The following is a 15,842-nucleotide window of genomic DNA, read 5'->3' as shown; positions in this document are numbered from 1 at the left end:
GGATGGCTAATCCTGAATTCACGCCTGTAGAGTAGAAGGAGCCGACTCCCTACGTAGAAGCAGGAAGTAAGTTTTAAGTGTCCGAGATGTCATTCTTGTCCGCTTTATGTCAATCTTATGTAGCAGAATACGGTGAACTTCCGAAAGTGGAATGTTATGCAGGACAACTCAACCAAGTGTTCATGAATTTGCTGGCTAATGCCATTGATGCCCTAGAGGAATCAAATCAAGAACTGCAACGGAGCCTTGAAGATATGGAAGCGCATCCGAACCGAATTGCGATTAAAACTGAGTTATCGAGCGATCGCAAATTTGCTGTAATTGGGATTAAAGATAATGGTATTGGTATGACAGAGGAAGTAAGGCAGAAAGTATTTGACCATCTGTTTACAACCAAGGGTGTGGGTAAAGGAACGGGGCTGGGATTGGCGATTGTTCATCAAATTGTGGTTGATAAACACGCTGGAACTATCGAAGTAAAATCTAGGCCTGGAGAGGGAGCAGAGTTTGCGATCGCTATTCCGATTGAGATCGCGTCTCAATAACTAATGTTACTATCCGTGACTTAAGATATCTAAAAACTCTTGGACAATGCGATCGGCATCTTCGCAGCATCTTTCTGCGTCACAATAGTGGATGATGGTGATACCGTGAGATGCAAACAGGCGATCGCGCGTTTCATCTTTTTCTGTATCTGGATGCCATATTTCCAGAATACCCCATTTGCCTTGGTGGAAGATGAGAAAGTCTGGTTCTTGGTTTTGTCGGCCTGCGGGTGTGGTGATGCGGGCTTTCGAGTTGGGGAAAAAGAGGGTGTTTGTGCGATCGAGCGCTTCGGCTATTTTTACTTGTTCTTCGCAGTGAAAGCGCAAATCATTCCAGTGATAAATCCGTTCTTTTATGCTTGACAAAATTCCCTGGTTATGCACGTTTTCAGGCTTAATAATTTCATCTGATACTGTATGATAATCAGATAGAATTGCACCGTGTAAATCTGCTGACGAATCAGATTCACTTAAGTTTGCGAATGATAATCTGGCACCACTTAAATTAGCACCGCTGAGATTAACTCCAATAACTTGAGTTCGATGTAATGTCACTTGATGTCGTCGCAAGTATCGCTTAAAAACAGAGCGTAAATTATTTTTTTTTACTTTTTCATCAAAAGCCTCTGAGAGTTGTTTCCAGAGTTTAGCCGCCAGCGCTTTGATGTATTCATCATTATATTGAGAGAGTTGAGAAATTTCCTCATAGGAACATCGGCCTTCCCAGCATTGTCTGAAGATGAGCTCTTGCACGTCGTTTAAGCCTTCGCCATCGAGGACTGTTTCTGCGATCGCGATTGCTTCATCAACGGTCATGGCTTAAGTTTCCTTAAAGTATATATTTGGTGAAGTTTTGAAAATAATACCATTTTTTTTATGATGCTGCATAGAATCCGATCCCCCCTAGCCCCTAGAACCCACCCCCAGCCCCTCCGAGGAGGGGAGCAAGAGGGGGGGACAATATTCTTCTCAAAGTCCCCCTTCTTAAGGGGGATTTAGGGGGATCGAGATATGTGCAACGACCCATTAAATTAATATAAGAGGCGATATTTTAGCAATTAAGGCTGATGTTCATTCAACCAATTGGTTAAATCTGAGGCTTCGGAAAAGTCCAGCAACGCCTCTCCTAAATCCTCTAATTCTTCTACGGATAAAGTCTGAATTTGCTCGCGGGTTTCAGGTGCGATCGGACCAATCCGTCGAGTCAACACGCGAGTGACTAATAACAGCGCCTCATTTTTCCTTCCTTCTTCGAGACCTAGTTGTCTTCCTTCAAGGAGGCCGTCAGAGCGAATTTCTTGGTAAATGACTGACTCGCGCATAGTTTCGTTCCTAAATAGTTGTCCGGTCGAGTCTTTTTCAGATTTCAAGCCTGCGATCGCTTTGGTGCATAACTTTTGAAGATCGCAGGCTATATCTTAACAATTAAGGCTGGCGATCGTTCAACCAATTCACTAAATCCGATCCTTCGGAAAAATCCAGCAGCGCCTCTCCTAAATCCTCTAATTCTTCTAAGGATAAGGCCTGAATTTGCTCGCGGGTTTCAGGGGCGATCGGACCTATCCGTCGAATCAACTGGCGAGTGACTAACGACAGCGCCTCATTTTTCCGGCCTTCTTTGACACCTTCTTCGAGGCCTAGTTGAAGACCTAGTTGTCTTCCTTCAAGGAGGCCATCTTCGCGAATTTCTTGGTAAATCACAGAACCGCGCATAGTTTCCTTCCTAAATAATTGTCTGATTAAGTCTTTTTCAAATCTCAAACCTGCGAGCACTTGGGTACAAGCGAGTAAATCTGCTTGTTGGGTAGGTTCTTGTATTGTAGCAATCTGAGTAGCAATTTGCTCTAACAAATTTCGCGGCGAGTTAGTTTGAGATAGTGTCGCCAGCGGGAGTAAGCCGGGGACAGATAGCAGTAAAGCGGGGTCTTGTTCCCACAGGCGGATAACTCGATAGCTGTGTCGGGTGTTCGCGTCTGTGTACTCGGATACAAAAACTTGTTCTGAGGCTGTTTGCTGCAAAAAGATTACTACTTGATTGATGGAACAGGAGTATTGCCGTTTGAGCCTGACGTAGTAGTCTAGCATCCTGAAGGCGATCGGCGGGTCGGAGTAGGGCCGGGTTTCAAATTCCAGATGGAGGATTTGGCGATCGGTTTGCTAGTCTCTGTTTTCTCAACTATGTATAAAAAATCACTAATGATTTTTTGATAATTTTGTAAAAACAGATTGTGACAGTGCCGGGTGCGGAAAGTTGGTTCTGTCACTTGTCAAACGGAATCTCGTATGGTATAGTTTCTAGAGAATCAGCAAAAAAACATAATTTTACAAAATGCAAGGCTTACATATAAAAGCTTAGAGTCTGGTATCACCAGTGTAAAACTTTACCCTTGGGTTAATTGTCACAACTGAGTATTGATACCATGTAGCCTTTTGATATCTCATATGAGGTACGACTCACCTCCCTCGCCTCCATAGCCACCGTTACCTGCGTGGCCTGCGTGGTCTGGGTGGGCATACATTACTACGCTTGAGAACCGCTATAACCCACATTCCCAACGTCAAGTAGTATGCCAAGTAATACGAAAAATCTGAGTTATTTGACGTTTTATTTGCGTATAAATACTCATTTTATTCTGTTTGGGTGTTTGCTAAGCTACTAAACGGGTGTAATAATTACATATTACAGTTTGAAGTGCGAAATGTGGGCCATAAGCGATCGGACACAATTAATTACATACAGGTGCTTTACCCAGTAAAGCTTGAATCCAAATATTTGTGTTTTTAATTGTGTACCACTACTTAAAAAGCGACTCAGTAAAAAATGTTTTATGTGAAAATACACAACAAAGCAACAAAAACGGTGATATTTAATACCCGTCTACTCAATGTGCTTGGACTGATACTAGCTGGTCTAAATGTTGTGAGTGTTTTCGCTCCCATACCCAAAGCCATCGCGCAGTTTGGGAGCGAAAACAACACCGGCAGTAATGTCTATCAAAAAGTGCTCCCAGCGTTTGTCACCATTAGCATAGGCAACAACTCAGGATCTGGAAGCATTGTCAGCCCCCAAGGGTTTGTCCTAACAAATGAACACGTTGTCAGAGGATCCAGAGGGGGAGAAGTCACCGTCAGAACCAGAAACGGCAAAACCTACAGAGGTCAAGTTATAGCACTAGATCGACGAAATGATTTAGCACTTATACAACTCCCAACTCAAGAATCTTTACCAACTGTGCGCTTTGCTAGCCCAGAAAAAGTCAAAGTGGGTCAACAAGTGTTTGCTATTGGCAGTCCCTTTGGTCTGACCGGCACCTTGACCACCGGCATACTCAGCCGCATTGCCCCTAACGGCGATTTACAAACCGATGCGGCCCTCAATCCAGGCAATTCAGGTGGCCCACTCCTAAATACAGAGGGTGAATTAATAGGTGTCAATAAAGCCATTTTGAGTCCAGGTAGACGGGGTAATACCGGCATTGGGTTTGCGACGAATGTCCGAGTTGCTCGCAATTTTATTGAGCAAAATCGAGGTCGAGTAAATTCAAATGGGGCTGGAGTTGCGATAGGAACGCGACCTGTGTTGGGAGTATTAATTAACCCTAAAACTTTGGTCATTGAATCCGTAAATGCCGATTCAGTGGCGGAAAGAAGTGGACTGAAAGTCGGCGATAGCCTTGTCGAATTCAATGGAAATCGTATACAACAAGTTGCTGAGTTATACGATTTTATGGATACCAGCCCAAAGGCTGCCTTAGTTAAAGTTAAACGAAACGGAAAACTCATAGAAGTTCGCCTACAGTTTTAACATATTTAGTGACAGGTGGTTTGGATATTAAATCCCAGGGATTTGGCCTGTAATTAATCACAAGATAGCCGCCGAAAAATCAATACTTACATTCCCATAATTAAAGTCATTTAAAATATCTAACAAATTAAAGATGTTAAAACTAAAACAGAAATCTTTAGAAACATTGTATCCCCTAAAAACTACAAGCATCGCGTTATTTTTACCATTATTTTTGGCGACTACCACAAGCTCCACACAAACAGGTAATCTGCCAGGATTTCCACAAATAGAAATTAGAGGAGGTGACATCAACCCACAAAAAATCGCCCAAAATAGCTTAGGACAAATATTCGCCAGAGTCGAAGACAATCTTGTCAAAATTATTAGAAAAGGAGACGGAGATACCCCCGTTGCCTTTGATACGGGAACCAATTTTCCCATGAAAATTGGTCAAATGCCTGATGACAGGCAACTGGCAAAAACAGGTTATGAGATTGTTGGATATCTGGATGCGTCAAGACAACGCAGATATTTCACACCCAACGGAATCAAAGTAACTGGCGATCTGGCTCGTGCAAGGGCAAATTCTGGCTTCCCATCCGAGGGTACCCCTGTCGTTAACATCATTGTGCGGGAAAAGCGAACAAGAGTTTTTTCTACTTGGCAAAATGTCAATGCTTTTGCAGTACGGCGGGATGCAATAAACGCTGTATATAATGGCAATCTGCGAAGATTCAAACCCTAAATTTGCATATTCAGCACAACCCAGTTCCAATAATTAACTAGAGCGTTTTCATCTTTCATCTATCACACACAAGGGAGTTTAGTTCGTGAATAAATTTAAGTTATGGCAGCGCATAGGAGTTATATTCCTTGCCCTATTCACTGTTGGCGTATCAGTTTTTTTCGCCCAGCCCTCCGATGCAACAAGTGCCCGCAATCAAGAGATGTTGAGTTTGGCTATAATTGATGGTGTGAAAACGCCCCAAGAACTCGGACTCGCTTATTTATCAGAACAACCAGAACTGATTGCTGATGCCGGTTTAATAAATGCTATCAGGCGTGTGCCATCAGAGTTGGCACAGACATTTGGTAATGGCCAGGAAAACACACCCCTAGGGATTCCTCTTGGTACTAATTCTCCTATTTCTATGGGGAGAATGTCAGATGGAGGGCAATTACGAGATAGCAACTATGATGCAATTGGATATATCGGTGCAGATGGGCAACCAAAAAATATTACACCTGTAGAGATCAGCGACATGGCAAATACGGAGGCAAACAATGGTGGAAACTTAGCAACGACAACAGAAGCGCAAGAAGTTTTGGTTGCTGACGCTAGCGGTATGTTGGCACAAAGTCGACAAATTCCTACCTTTGACTTGATTGTGCGAAATCGGCGTACGAGCAGTTCCTATCTTGTTCAAAGAGTTAACGCGAATGCTCTTTGCCGAGATGCTATTAATGCTGTCTTTAACCGAGCCTATCGCTCAGTCGCTCCTGTAGCACGACCCAGGAGAAATCTGCCTCTTTTCTAGCGTAATTTTTTCTCACACTTTTCTAGGTTTAGTTGAAAACCTATAGATTTTTAAAGACTCCCATTCTCAGGAGGATAGGAGTCTTTTTTAAAGTTAGACTCATTTTCATCGGCACTACCGTTATGTCTAAACAAAAAACAATTTTCAGCTTAGAAATGTTGGCAATAATTTCTCTAATCTGTGTGAGTTGTTCTCCACAAGAAGCAGCCGTAAATCTACCTGCAACTTCTGTTCCTCCCACAGTTGCCGCCACACCTCAAGGGCAATACCAGTTACCAGCATCTCAACCACAAAACCCCACAACCCCTCAACCAATTAATCCCACAGATTTACAAAAAATTCTGCAAGAAGCAAAGGCAAATTTATTGCAGTTGTCGGCAGATGAAGCTTTGAAATTTCCCCTGGGAGTCAATAATCCTCTCAAACGAGATAATGCTTCAGCCGGGAATTCAAAAAGCAGTAAGCTTGAAGCAATTGGCTTTGTAGATGCAGTCAGAAGTCCCAAACCTTTAAAGCGGGATGATTTGATGCAGTTATTGATGGTAAATATAAATTATAGAACCTCACTAATTATCAATAATTCACTGATTTTGGTAACTAATCGCTCGGCTGATTTGGCTCAAAATGGGGGGGAAGTCCCGGTGATTGATTTGATTGTGAAGAATACAGAAGACGGCAAATTTTATTTGATTCCTAGAGTGACAGTGAATCATTTAGTAATAGATGCTGTGAATGCAGCATTTAACAAAACTATCTCCGCGAATGATCTAGATGTGAGTACCTTAGATTCTTCGCGTCTCATAGAAGGAAACCAAATCAGAATTTAGAGTTTTTAAGCCATGCTTAAATTTAAATAATTGTCAAAACAGCAGCAGTTTTATCAATAGCTATTTTGGGCTATTCTTGTTCTGCATCTTTGACAGAAACTCCTCCAAGTCCCAGACAACCCGAAATCATTGTCGATGATAATGAATTATCTAGTATATTCCGATCTATGACAGAAGAGTTGGCAAAGACATTTGGTAATGGCCAGGAAAACACACCCCTAGGGATTCCTCTTGGTACTAATGCAGGGCAATTACGAGATAGCGAATATGAGGCAATTGGATATATTTCTTCAGATGGGCAAGCCAAAAATATTACACCTGTAGAACTCAGCCACATGGCAATTTTTTGGGCGCCATCTAACCGTGGGCACTTAGCTGAGAGTCAAGGTCAACGAATACCTACCCTCGACTTGATTGTGCGAAATCGGTGCACCAATAATATGTATATTATTCAAAGAGTTAGCGCGAAGGTTTTTTGGCGAGATGCTGTTAATGCTGTCCTCAACCGAACCCTGCAAAGAGTCGATTCTGTAAAACGACCCAAGTGACAGTGGCCTCTTTTCTAGGGAGAAATACTTGATGATTTCACAACCAATAGCCGTTTGGCTAAAAAGACTTTTTTGCACCGGGCTGATGTTATTTGTTCTTACCATTTCCTCCGATCCAGTTTTTGCCGAAAATTTAGGTAAGATGCCCTCAATTCATAATTCTAAGATTAATACTTTTTCCTCAGTTTCATTCATACAAGTAGGAGAAGAGATAACTTTAGAAGAACTGGGTTTAGAGTCTTGGAGGGAGGTGACAGCTAAAAATATTCTCAACGAAAAAGAGCTAAGATATCTCAGTATTCGCCTACGAAATCTGGCACGATATCTCAGTGGAAGCTGGGGAATGTCGGTAACGATTCCTGGTACTAATAATGAACAATTCCTTCAACTGACAGATTTTCGAGAACCTGGTGGCAGTTGGAAACGCCTCACAGCAGGCCATACTTTGTCATTAGTCATGCAGGAATGGAAAACGATGAGAACTGACGGAAAACAGCCTTTAATTGACTTGCTGGTAAAAGATGACGCTTCCGACACTTACCGTCCTATTGTTGGGGTTCCGTTGGCTTCCTATTGTTACCAACTTTTTCATGAATTAACTGATAATAATTAAACAGGGAATTAGATTTTATGAAAATCAGAGACAGAATTTTGCCAGTCATTCATGCAATCGTTGTTGCAGCATTATTGCTGCTTCTAAGTAGCACCAGTTTAGCTTACGCCCTAAACTTAGAGGTTACAACCAAATTTGAGTATAAATCAGCAGATTACCTAAACAAAAAATTAACTAATTTAGTCAAAAATGCAGCCCCTAGCAATCAAGGTTTAGAATATTTTATCTTGCCTGATTCAACAGATTTAGAAAAGATTCCGGCCGATCCTAAAAATCCTCTAACCCATGAAAAAGTGCAGTTAGGGAAGCTTTTATTTCATGAAACAGCTTTAAGTATTCATCCGATTGATAAAAGAAATTGGAAACAATCAAGTTGTGCGACTTGTCATATTGCTCAAGCCGGTTTTCGTTCCAATTTAGCGCAAGGTGTGGGAGTTGGGGGTGAAGGATGGAATAAGTCTCGAAAAATCAACCGCGAAATTCCGATCACAGCAGTGGATAAGCAGAGTATTTTAACGCCTTCTGTTTTGAATAGTGCCTATCAAGAAATCAAGATGTGGGATGGTAGATTAGGGGTTGCAGGTGTGAATGAAAAAGAGGGATTAATTGCAAAAGCATATGTCAATCGCTTTAAAATTGATGGTTTAGAAGCTCAAGCAATTGATGGGTTGACTTTCCACAGGATGGGAACGGCAGCAATTGCTATTTTACCAGAATATCAAGAGTTATTTGCGAAAGCTTTTCCCGACAGACCTTATGTGGGGGCTGAAGTTGAAGATATCAACAGAAGTGGTATGGCAATCGCAGCTTATGAGCGTAGTTTATTGGCAAATCAAGCACCATTTCAAAAGTGGTTAAAAGGCGATAAAAATTCAATGACGGAAAGAGAATTAAAAGGTGCTATTGTTTTTTTTGGTTCGTCTTGTGTGAAATGTCATACTGGTAAAAATTTAGCCAAATCAGATTTTTATGCGGTGGGTTTTGCGGATCATCCTAAAGATTATGGCGGACTAAATTTAGGGAGAGGGGGGGTGACAAAACGAGCAAGTGATGATTTTAAGTTTAAGGTTCCTCAGTTATATAATTTAGGGGATAGTTCGCCTTATGGACATGGTGCTTCTTTCCAATCTTTGCGCGAAGTTGTGGAGTATTTTAATCTGGGAGAACCACAAAAGCTAGAAGCTTTATATGCAGGAAATATAAGTCCTTTATTTCTGCCTTTAAGGTTGAAAAAACAGCAAGTTGATGACTTAACTGCTTTTTTGGAAACAGGTTTGCGCGATCCTAATTTAACACGTTATCTTCCAGCGCGTATTCCCAGCGGACAATGTTTTCCCAATAATGACGCTATCTCTAGAAAGCAGCTAAATTGTGATTAACAGTTTCGTTAATTATCTTTTAACCTACAACACAAACAACGATTTGTCAACAGTTATCGCGTTTCTCGATTTGATGAGATACATATAGATCCCTTTTGCAACAATGCTTTTAGCCGATATCGCTGTACCACGCTAAACTGAGAAACGCTATAAATATTTCCCCAAAACTGTCACTGGCTGCACTCCCACGCTTCCAAGCACAAAGCACATCGACTGACACCCCGTCTCGCATCATAATTTTAAACAATTCATCGCCATCTTTAAGTAAAGTTGCATCTAATTCAATAACTTGATCTTCTTCCTTCAATACACTCAACAAATCCGAACTAGATAAAGGCAATACTTCCTCATCATTGCCTTGCCTATTAATCTGATCGCGCCTCTTTTCCCCCTCTAAAAATAAAAGCGCGATCGCGCCTCTTTTCCCCCTGGAAAAATAAAAACCCGATCGCGCCTTTCACCTCCATCACAGAGACAGAGTTTTACAATTGATAAATCCTCTTCCTCCAATGCAAATCCCTTCCACTCCATCATACTTTCAAAGATTCTCGCACCTCCTCACTACAAGGCACTCCATAAGCAGTATGAGGTCTAACATCAGGCGGTTGAAGCCCCAAAACAATTGATTTAGCCGGAACTCCCGCTGCAACTAACTCCTCAGCAATCAGGCGATCGGTATTATTTGCTTGAATCCACACCTGAGAGTCAATAATATCAATATGAATCACGCAATGGTGAATGCGTTGCTCGTTAAACCAACCTATATTTATTAACATATAGCGGTCATTTTCCAAATCAAAAATTGTGGCGTTTTGCGTCCCGCTGTCAAAAACGGGAATCTCAGCGTATTCAGTCAGGAGCTGCTTCACAAGTTGGCGATAATTATTTAAGCTATCCATTGTACTATTTCCTCTATTTTTGGGTTGAAAACAACAAGATTTAGGCGGTTATTATCTAGCAATATCTGACCAAATTTTTGTCCTTCAAAAAGCTCGGTAAAAGCATTTAGTGGAATTGCAAGATACAGTTGTCTTTCTGATTCCGTCCGTTGTAAAATATCATGGTAAAGAGTGTATTGACCCAACGCTTGCTCTAAATCTGCAACTCTCGATTCTCTGATAAAACTTTTAACTTCAACGGCTATCTTGCGATCGCTGTTCTCAGCAGCTAATAGCTGTTCGGCACCAAGATCGATCGATAGGTTTCTCTTCGCCCAAGCTAATGGATACGGATCGTGGGTAATTGTCCAGCCAGCCTTAATCAGACCCTGTTTGACCACTTGATGATAAATGTCTCTTGCTGGCACGATTGCTCTCTTTTGCGATGAGGTTGAGACTATTATAATGTATTTCATCCATCCCGATCGCCAAAATCATCCCCAATGCGATCGCTCACGCTTGGGAAGTCGGGAGTCTGCAAGCATTAGAAGAAGTTGAAAGTGCGATCATTTTTTTTCCTCCACCACACAAACAGAATTTTACAATAGCATTCAACAAGCAATTTGAAGCATACTAGGTTCAGGGATAGATTCACCTTCTGCTTGCCAAGCTTCCAAATACATTTCAATCACTTCTTCGCCGTTATGAATTGCTTCTGAGCGAGTTTGACCGTGAGTGCAAGGCATCACCACGCGATCGCCAAACTCTGGAATCGTGACTAGGAAAAGTCCATCTTCATGACTACCATTGAACAATCATACTATATCGACTCATAAATCCTCGCCCCTTTTTAACACCATAGAAAAAAAGATTTGTCAACAGTTACATATTTCCCCAAAACTGTCAATGGCATCACATCCCCACTTCCAAGTACATCAACAGACACCCCATCTCTAATCAGAATTTTAAACACTTCATCCCCATTTTGAACTAAGCTTGCATCTAACTCAATAACTTGACCCTCTTCCTTCAAGACACTTAATAAATCCGCACTAGATAAACGCAATACTTCCTCATTATTACCTTTCTTAGTCAATTGATCGCCACATCTTCCAGTAGCATCAATATCAGCAATGATCCATTGATTAGGCAACTCACAATTTTGGGCTAAATATTCAATAATTTGGGCAACTCTGGGTTCCAGTTTTTCCTGTTCCTCATAGCAGAGTGTAATTGCCCACTTTTGGCTAACATTTTGTTTGAGAGCAGAAGTTTGAGATTTCATAATAGTTCCGGTATTTTATTTCTAGTAGGAGTACCACCTGTAAGATTTGGTATCCATTGATGTTGATGAGGTGGTGGCAGATGATCCGGTCGAGGATTACCATTAGGATAGGTAGGACTGGTAAAATCTATGTCTCTCACAGGTTGCCCAGACTGATCGAATTCTCGCATCTGATAAATCCTCTGATTATAAGTATCCCATCTTAATTGAGAATGAGGTCCTATAGCATTCGGATCGGGTTTTGCTTCCCCAAGTCTAGGCGGTTGTTGACTTTTAAGTACAATCGTACCATCTGCATAGCGTGAGTGGACTAACAATCTAGTTTCAGGTTTTTGGGAAATTCAACCTAATTATTTTATCACTTATTTTAAAAGGCGGTAGAACAAGTGCGATCAATTGCACAACAGCAGCCTGTGGACTGATATGAGCCGATGCGATCGCCAAACTCTGGAATAGTAACTAAGAAAAGTCCATCTTCATGACTACCATTGAACAATCATAAGGAGCTGTTTAACAAGTTTGCGATAATTATTTAAGCTATCCATTGTACTATTTCCTCTGTTTTTGGGTTGAAAACAACAAGATCGAGGTTGAGACTATTATAATGTATTTCATCCATCCCGATCGCCCTCACCTCAGCAAACCTAGCACTTCTGGGGTTAAAATTAATAAACTGGACAAACATCTAACAGGAGTGCCCATGACAGCTCTCATCCCCATTGTCAAACCCATCAGCCAGATGAAGCTAACTCCCGGTAGTACAGTAACTATCCCAGACGTCAACTGGCAAGAATTTGAGACAATTTTGCAGGAATTGGGGGAAAATCGAAAATCGAGAGTTGCCTACAGCAATAGTATTTTAGAAATTATGCTTCCCTTACCCGAACATGAAATTCCCAGAGACCTCATCTCTGATATTGTCAAAACATTGCTCAAGGTGACAGGCATTCGATATCAACCTTTTGGTTCCACCACATTCAAACGGGAAGGTACAGCAGGGGTAGAACCGGATGCTTGCTTTTATATTCAAAATTATCAACAAATGATCGGCCGCCGCCGACTTCAACCGGAAGATCCTCCTCCCGATTTAGCAATTGAGACTGATGTCACTTCTAAAACAACTCTCGATGCTTACGAAGCAATTGGAGTTCCTGAAATTTGGGTTTATGACAGTGGCAGGTTGAAAATATATCTGCTCAAAAACGGCAAGTATTTAGAATCCCAAACCAGTCCTAATTTTCCCGAAATCCCGATCGCCCAAATCATCCCAAATGCGATCGATCGCGCTTGGGAAGTGGGAAGTCTGCAAGCATTAGAAGAAGTAGAAAGTGCGATCCATCGATCGAAATAGCAATAGAAAGGTGATAACTTTCAACGCTTTCTCCTTTATACTGAGATACGACCCTAACGATTCAGGAGTCACCATATTATGTTAAAGACACTTTGGGCGATCGTTCGCCAAGGCAAATATGAACAATGTTGAAGAAGAACTGACATTAAAAGTCCGATCGCGCCCAACAACAACAGTATCGATTGAAATCCCAACAGATACCTTAGAATCCCTAAACAAAGTAGCACTGCATCGAGATATGCCTTTGTCAGTTGTGCTCAAATTTTACATTGGGCAAGGTTTGCGGCAAGATTTAACAAAATTGTTTAGCGATCGCCTCCTGGAAGCAACAGCCCAAGTTTTAGCACGACATCTAGATTCAGAAGAAGAAGTCTCAACCATTATTCGAGAAATTCAATCTGAAACAGCGCGGTAGTGCGGCAGAAAAAGTGCGATCGCCCCACCACACCAAACAAAATAGTCCCTAACCCACGTCGAGGCTAGAAACCGGGTTTTTTACCGAATTTGTCGGTAACAACGAAGTATTTTCGTAGAAACCCGGTTTCTTCCCGTAACTCCCACCAAATCAAAATCTGGCAATATGCTAAAAATCTTTAAAATTTGTTAAGATTAACTCGACCTCAGCGCCGGCATCCCATCCGCCGCTAAACCCCTTCCCCAGCCCCACAACAATGCTGCGACTCGAACACATCAGTAAAATTTATCCCACAGGCGTCGTACTCAAAGATGTCACCTGGGAAGTCAAACCAGGCGATCGCATCGGCTTAGTAGGCGTCAACGGTGCCGGCAAATCCACCCAACTCAAAATCATCGCCGGTGAAATGGAACCCACATCAGGCGAAGTCATTCGCCCCGCCAGCCTCCACATCGCCTACCTCTCTCAAGAATTTGAAGTAGATCCGACACGCACCGTCAAAGAAGAATTTTGGCGCGCCTTCAGCGAAGCCAACGAAATACACGAGTCCCTAATGCAAGTCCATCGAGACTTGGAAAACTCCACTCCTGAAAATCTCGACGAACTGATCCACAAAATGGATCGCTTGCAAAGAAAATTTGAAGGCTTAAACGGCTACGGTTTAGAAGCCCAAATCGAGAAAATTCTACCAGAAATCGGATTTGAACCCGAAGATGGCGATCGGCTAGTCAGCGCCTTCAGTGGTGGCTGGCAAATGCGGATGAGTTTAGGCAAAATTCTCCTCCAAAAACCCGATATCCTCCTACTAGACGAACCTACCAACCACCTCGACTTAGAAACCATCGAATGGCTGGAAGTATACCTCAAAGGGTTAACAACCCCCATGGTAATCGTATCCCATGACCGAGAATTTCTCGATCGCCTCTGCACCCAAATAGTCGAAACCGAACGCGGAGTTTCCAGCACCTACCTCGGCAACTACTCCTCCTATTTACTCCAAAAAGCCGAAGCCAGAGAAGCCCAACTCAGCGCCTACGAAAGCCAACAAAAAGAGCTAGAAAAACAGCAAGCATTCGTAGAAAAATTCCGCGCTAGCGCCACTCGCAGTACCCAAGCGAAAAGCCGCGAAAAGCAACTAGATAAAATCGAACGCATCGAAGCCCCCACCGGTGGCTTAAAAACCTTGCATTTCCGCTTTCCCCCCGCACCCCGCAGCGGCCGCGAAGTAGTAATAATTGAAGACTTGGTGCATAGCTACGGCGACAAAATCCTATTTTTGGGCGCAGACTTATTAGTTGAAAGAGGCGATCGCATCGCCTTTCTCGGCCCCAACGGCGCAGGCAAATCCACCCTGTTAAAAATGATTATGGGTTCAGAAACTCCGACAGAAGGCACTGTTAAATTCGGAGGCCATAACGTCATCCCCGGTTACTTTGAACAGAATCAAGCCGAAGCTTTAGATTTAAATAAAAGCGTGATGGCAACCATTCATGACGAAGTACCAGACTGGAAAAACGAAGAAGTTCGGACTTTGTTGGGTCGTTTTCTGTTCACCGGCGAAACAGTATACAAACAAGTTGGCGCTTTAAGTGGAGGAGAAAAAGCCCGTCTAGCTTTAGCCAAGATGCTGTTGACTCCCGTGAATTTGCTGATTTTGGACGAACCCACAAATCACCTCGACATTCCGGCGAAAGAGATGATGGAAGAAGCCATCAAGAATTATGACGGGACTGTAATGATCGTTTCGCACGATCGCTATTTCATCTCCCAAGTCGCCAACAAAATAGTCGAAATTAGGGATGGGGAGTTTCGTCCTTATCTCGGAGATTACCACTACTATCTCGATAAAATTGCTGAAGAAAAAGAGCTAGCAAAAATAGCAAAACTGGAAGCTGAAAAAGCTGCTAAAAAAGCCGAAAAAGAAGCCAAGAAAAAAGCAACTGCTAAGCAGAAATAAAGTCGCCACCGTCGCAGATAAACATCACATCCCAGTTTATCTGCGTTCAGTGGCGGTGAACAAAATCTAATTCAAGATGCGATTAATCATTTGATTCGCTTGGGACTGGTAACTTCCACCAAACAAATTAAAATGATTCAAAATGTGATATAGATTATAAAGAATTTTGCGCTTTTCATAGCCTGAATTCAAAGGAAAAACGTGATTATATCCCCGGTAAAATGCAGCCGAAAATCCACCAAATAACTCGGTCATCGCCAGATCTACTTCTCTATCTCCCAAATACGTCGCCGGGTCAAAAATCACCGGTTCTCCCGCAGATGTCACCCCTGCATTCCCCCCCCACAAATCCCCGTGAACCAGCGATGGTTGCGGTTCGTAACCTGCTAATAACTCAGGAATTACCTCTAATAAACGTTCCCCTTGGGGAAAATGACCGCCCCGACGTTTAGCCAATTTTAACTGATAACCAATCCGATGTTCTGCCCAAAATTCTGCCCAATTTGCAGTCCAGTTATTAATTTGCACAGTTGAGCCGATCGTATTATTAAGAGTCCAACCAAAACATCCCCTCAACAAGCCAGAATCAACCTCATCTCCCCCCCTTAACAAGCCAGAATCAACCTCATCTCCCCCCCTTAACAAGCCAGAATCAACCTCATCTCCCCCCCTTAACAAGCCAGAATCAACCTCTTCTCCCCCCCTTAACAAGCCAGAAT

General features: G+C 42.4%; 20 protein-coding genes and 1 pseudogene. 11 read left to right on the top strand and 10 right to left on the bottom strand.

Annotation, left to right across the window (positions count from 1 at the left end):
* The first annotated feature begins 86 nt into the window (after nt 1-86).
* Nucleotides 87-545 (top strand): sensor histidine kinase, encoded by a 459-nt coding sequence (locus ACBR23_RS26920; RefSeq protein WP_371120755.1) that lies wholly within the window; start codon nt 87-89, stop codon nt 543-545.
* 9 nt (nt 546-554) lie between these two features.
* Here ACBR23_RS26920 and ACBR23_RS26915 read toward each other — a convergent pair whose 3' ends face one another.
* From ACBR23_RS26915 to ACBR23_RS26905, 3 genes are all read right to left on the bottom strand, one after another.
* Entirely contained in the window at nt 555-1,361 is an 807-nt protein-coding gene (locus ACBR23_RS26915; RefSeq protein ID WP_371120754.1) for a pentapeptide repeat-containing protein, read from the bottom strand.
* A gap of 242 nt (nt 1,362-1,603) precedes the next feature.
* Nucleotides 1,604-1,867, bottom strand: a complete 264-nt coding sequence (locus ACBR23_RS26910; RefSeq protein WP_371120753.1) for a DUF4351 domain-containing protein — start codon at nt 1,865-1,867, stop codon at nt 1,604-1,606.
* A gap of 103 nt (nt 1,868-1,970) precedes the next feature.
* Nucleotides 1,971-2,630, bottom strand: a complete 660-nt coding sequence (locus ACBR23_RS26905; protein ID WP_371120752.1) for an Rpn family recombination-promoting nuclease/putative transposase — start codon at nt 2,628-2,630, stop codon at nt 1,971-1,973.
* A 745-nt stretch (nt 2,631-3,375) separates the two neighbouring features.
* Here ACBR23_RS26905 and ACBR23_RS26900 point away from each other — a divergent pair.
* From ACBR23_RS26900 to ACBR23_RS26870, 7 genes are all read left to right on the top strand, one after another.
* Nucleotides 3,376-4,350 carry a S1C family serine protease gene (locus tag ACBR23_RS26900; protein ID WP_371120751.1) on the top strand — a complete coding sequence of 325 codons (975 nt, stop codon included), beginning with the start codon at nt 3,376-3,378 and terminating at the stop codon, nt 4,348-4,350.
* A 133-nt stretch (nt 4,351-4,483) separates the two neighbouring features.
* Nucleotides 4,484-5,077 carry a hypothetical protein gene (locus tag ACBR23_RS26895; protein ID WP_293250603.1) on the top strand — a complete coding sequence of 198 codons (594 nt, stop codon included), beginning with the start codon at nt 4,484-4,486 and terminating at the stop codon, nt 5,075-5,077.
* A gap of 85 nt (nt 5,078-5,162) precedes the next feature.
* A complete protein-coding gene (locus ACBR23_RS26890; protein WP_371120750.1) occupies nt 5,163-5,870 on the top strand; it encodes a hypothetical protein in 708 nt (235 codons plus the stop codon).
* Nucleotides 5,871-5,992: 122 nt separating this feature from the next.
* A complete protein-coding gene (locus ACBR23_RS26885) occupies nt 5,993-6,697 on the top strand; it encodes a hypothetical protein (RefSeq protein ID WP_371120749.1) in 705 nt (234 codons plus the stop codon).
* A 167-nt stretch (nt 6,698-6,864) separates the two neighbouring features.
* Nucleotides 6,865-7,245, top strand: a complete 381-nt coding sequence (locus ACBR23_RS26880; RefSeq protein WP_371120748.1) for a hypothetical protein — start codon at nt 6,865-6,867, stop codon at nt 7,243-7,245.
* 31 nt (nt 7,246-7,276) lie between these two features.
* Nucleotides 7,277-7,858: a hypothetical protein gene (locus tag ACBR23_RS26875; RefSeq protein ID WP_293250591.1), complete on the top strand. Its 582-nt coding sequence runs from the start codon at nt 7,277-7,279 to the stop codon at nt 7,856-7,858.
* Between the two features lie 17 nt (nt 7,859-7,875).
* Entirely contained in the window at nt 7,876-9,237 is a 1,362-nt protein-coding gene (locus tag ACBR23_RS26870) for a cytochrome-c peroxidase (RefSeq protein WP_293250588.1), read from the top strand.
* A 109-nt stretch (nt 9,238-9,346) separates the two neighbouring features.
* On the opposite strand, the gene ACBR23_RS26865 is transcribed toward ACBR23_RS26870, so the two are convergent.
* From ACBR23_RS26865 to ACBR23_RS26840, 6 genes and pseudogenes are all read right to left on the bottom strand, one after another.
* Nucleotides 9,347-9,577, bottom strand: a complete 231-nt coding sequence (locus tag ACBR23_RS26865; RefSeq protein ID WP_371120747.1) for a hypothetical protein — start codon at nt 9,575-9,577, stop codon at nt 9,347-9,349.
* 190 nt (nt 9,578-9,767) lie between these two features.
* Nucleotides 9,768-10,136, bottom strand: coding sequence for a XisI protein (locus ACBR23_RS26860; protein ID WP_371120746.1), 369 nt, complete (start codon nt 10,134-10,136; stop codon nt 9,768-9,770).
* Entirely contained in the window at nt 10,124-10,543 is a 420-nt protein-coding gene (locus ACBR23_RS26855) for an element excision factor XisH family protein (protein WP_371120745.1), read from the bottom strand. The genes ACBR23_RS26860 and ACBR23_RS26855 overlap by 13 nt, the downstream gene beginning before the upstream one ends.
* 183 nt (nt 10,544-10,726) lie before the next feature.
* Nucleotides 10,727-10,949, bottom strand: a pseudogene (locus ACBR23_RS26850) (type II toxin-antitoxin system HicB family antitoxin).
* Between the two features lie 16 nt (nt 10,950-10,965).
* Nucleotides 10,966-11,400 (bottom strand): hypothetical protein, encoded by a 435-nt coding sequence (locus ACBR23_RS26845; protein WP_341739008.1) that lies wholly within the window; start codon nt 11,398-11,400, stop codon nt 10,966-10,968.
* Nucleotides 11,397-11,717: a hypothetical protein gene (locus ACBR23_RS26840; protein WP_096828661.1), complete on the bottom strand. Its 321-nt coding sequence runs from the start codon at nt 11,715-11,717 to the stop codon at nt 11,397-11,399. The genes ACBR23_RS26845 and ACBR23_RS26840 overlap by 4 nt, the downstream gene beginning before the upstream one ends.
* Before the next feature lie 383 nt (nt 11,718-12,100).
* On the opposite strand from ACBR23_RS26840, the gene ACBR23_RS26835 reads away from it, so the two are divergent.
* The 3 genes from ACBR23_RS26835 to ACBR23_RS26825 all read left to right on the top strand — a co-directional run bounded on the left by ACBR23_RS26835 (nt 12,101) and on the right by ACBR23_RS26825 (nt 15,123).
* Nucleotides 12,101-12,751, top strand: coding sequence for a Uma2 family endonuclease (locus ACBR23_RS26835; RefSeq protein WP_371120756.1), 651 nt, complete (start codon nt 12,101-12,103; stop codon nt 12,749-12,751).
* A 118-nt stretch (nt 12,752-12,869) separates the two neighbouring features.
* Nucleotides 12,870-13,166 (top strand): hypothetical protein, encoded by a 297-nt coding sequence (locus ACBR23_RS26830; RefSeq protein WP_341739006.1) that lies wholly within the window; start codon nt 12,870-12,872, stop codon nt 13,164-13,166.
* Nucleotides 13,167-13,422: 256 nt separating this feature from the next.
* On the top strand, nt 13,423-15,123 hold the full coding sequence (locus ACBR23_RS26825; protein WP_341734152.1) for an ABC-F family ATP-binding cassette domain-containing protein: 1,701 nt from the start codon (nt 13,423-13,425) through the stop codon (nt 15,121-15,123).
* A gap of 66 nt (nt 15,124-15,189) precedes the next feature.
* On the opposite strand, the gene ACBR23_RS26820 is transcribed toward ACBR23_RS26825, so the two are convergent.
* Nucleotides 15,190-15,842: fructosamine kinase family protein (locus ACBR23_RS26820; protein WP_371125712.1), on the bottom strand; the 653-nt coding region annotated here is incomplete at its 5' end.

Source organism: Microcoleus sp., assembly GCF_041354475.1.
In the GTDB taxonomy this organism is placed as follows: Bacteria; Cyanobacteriota; Cyanobacteriia; order Cyanobacteriales; family Microcoleaceae; genus Microcoleus.
This window is presented reverse-complemented; position numbering and strand designations above follow the sequence as displayed.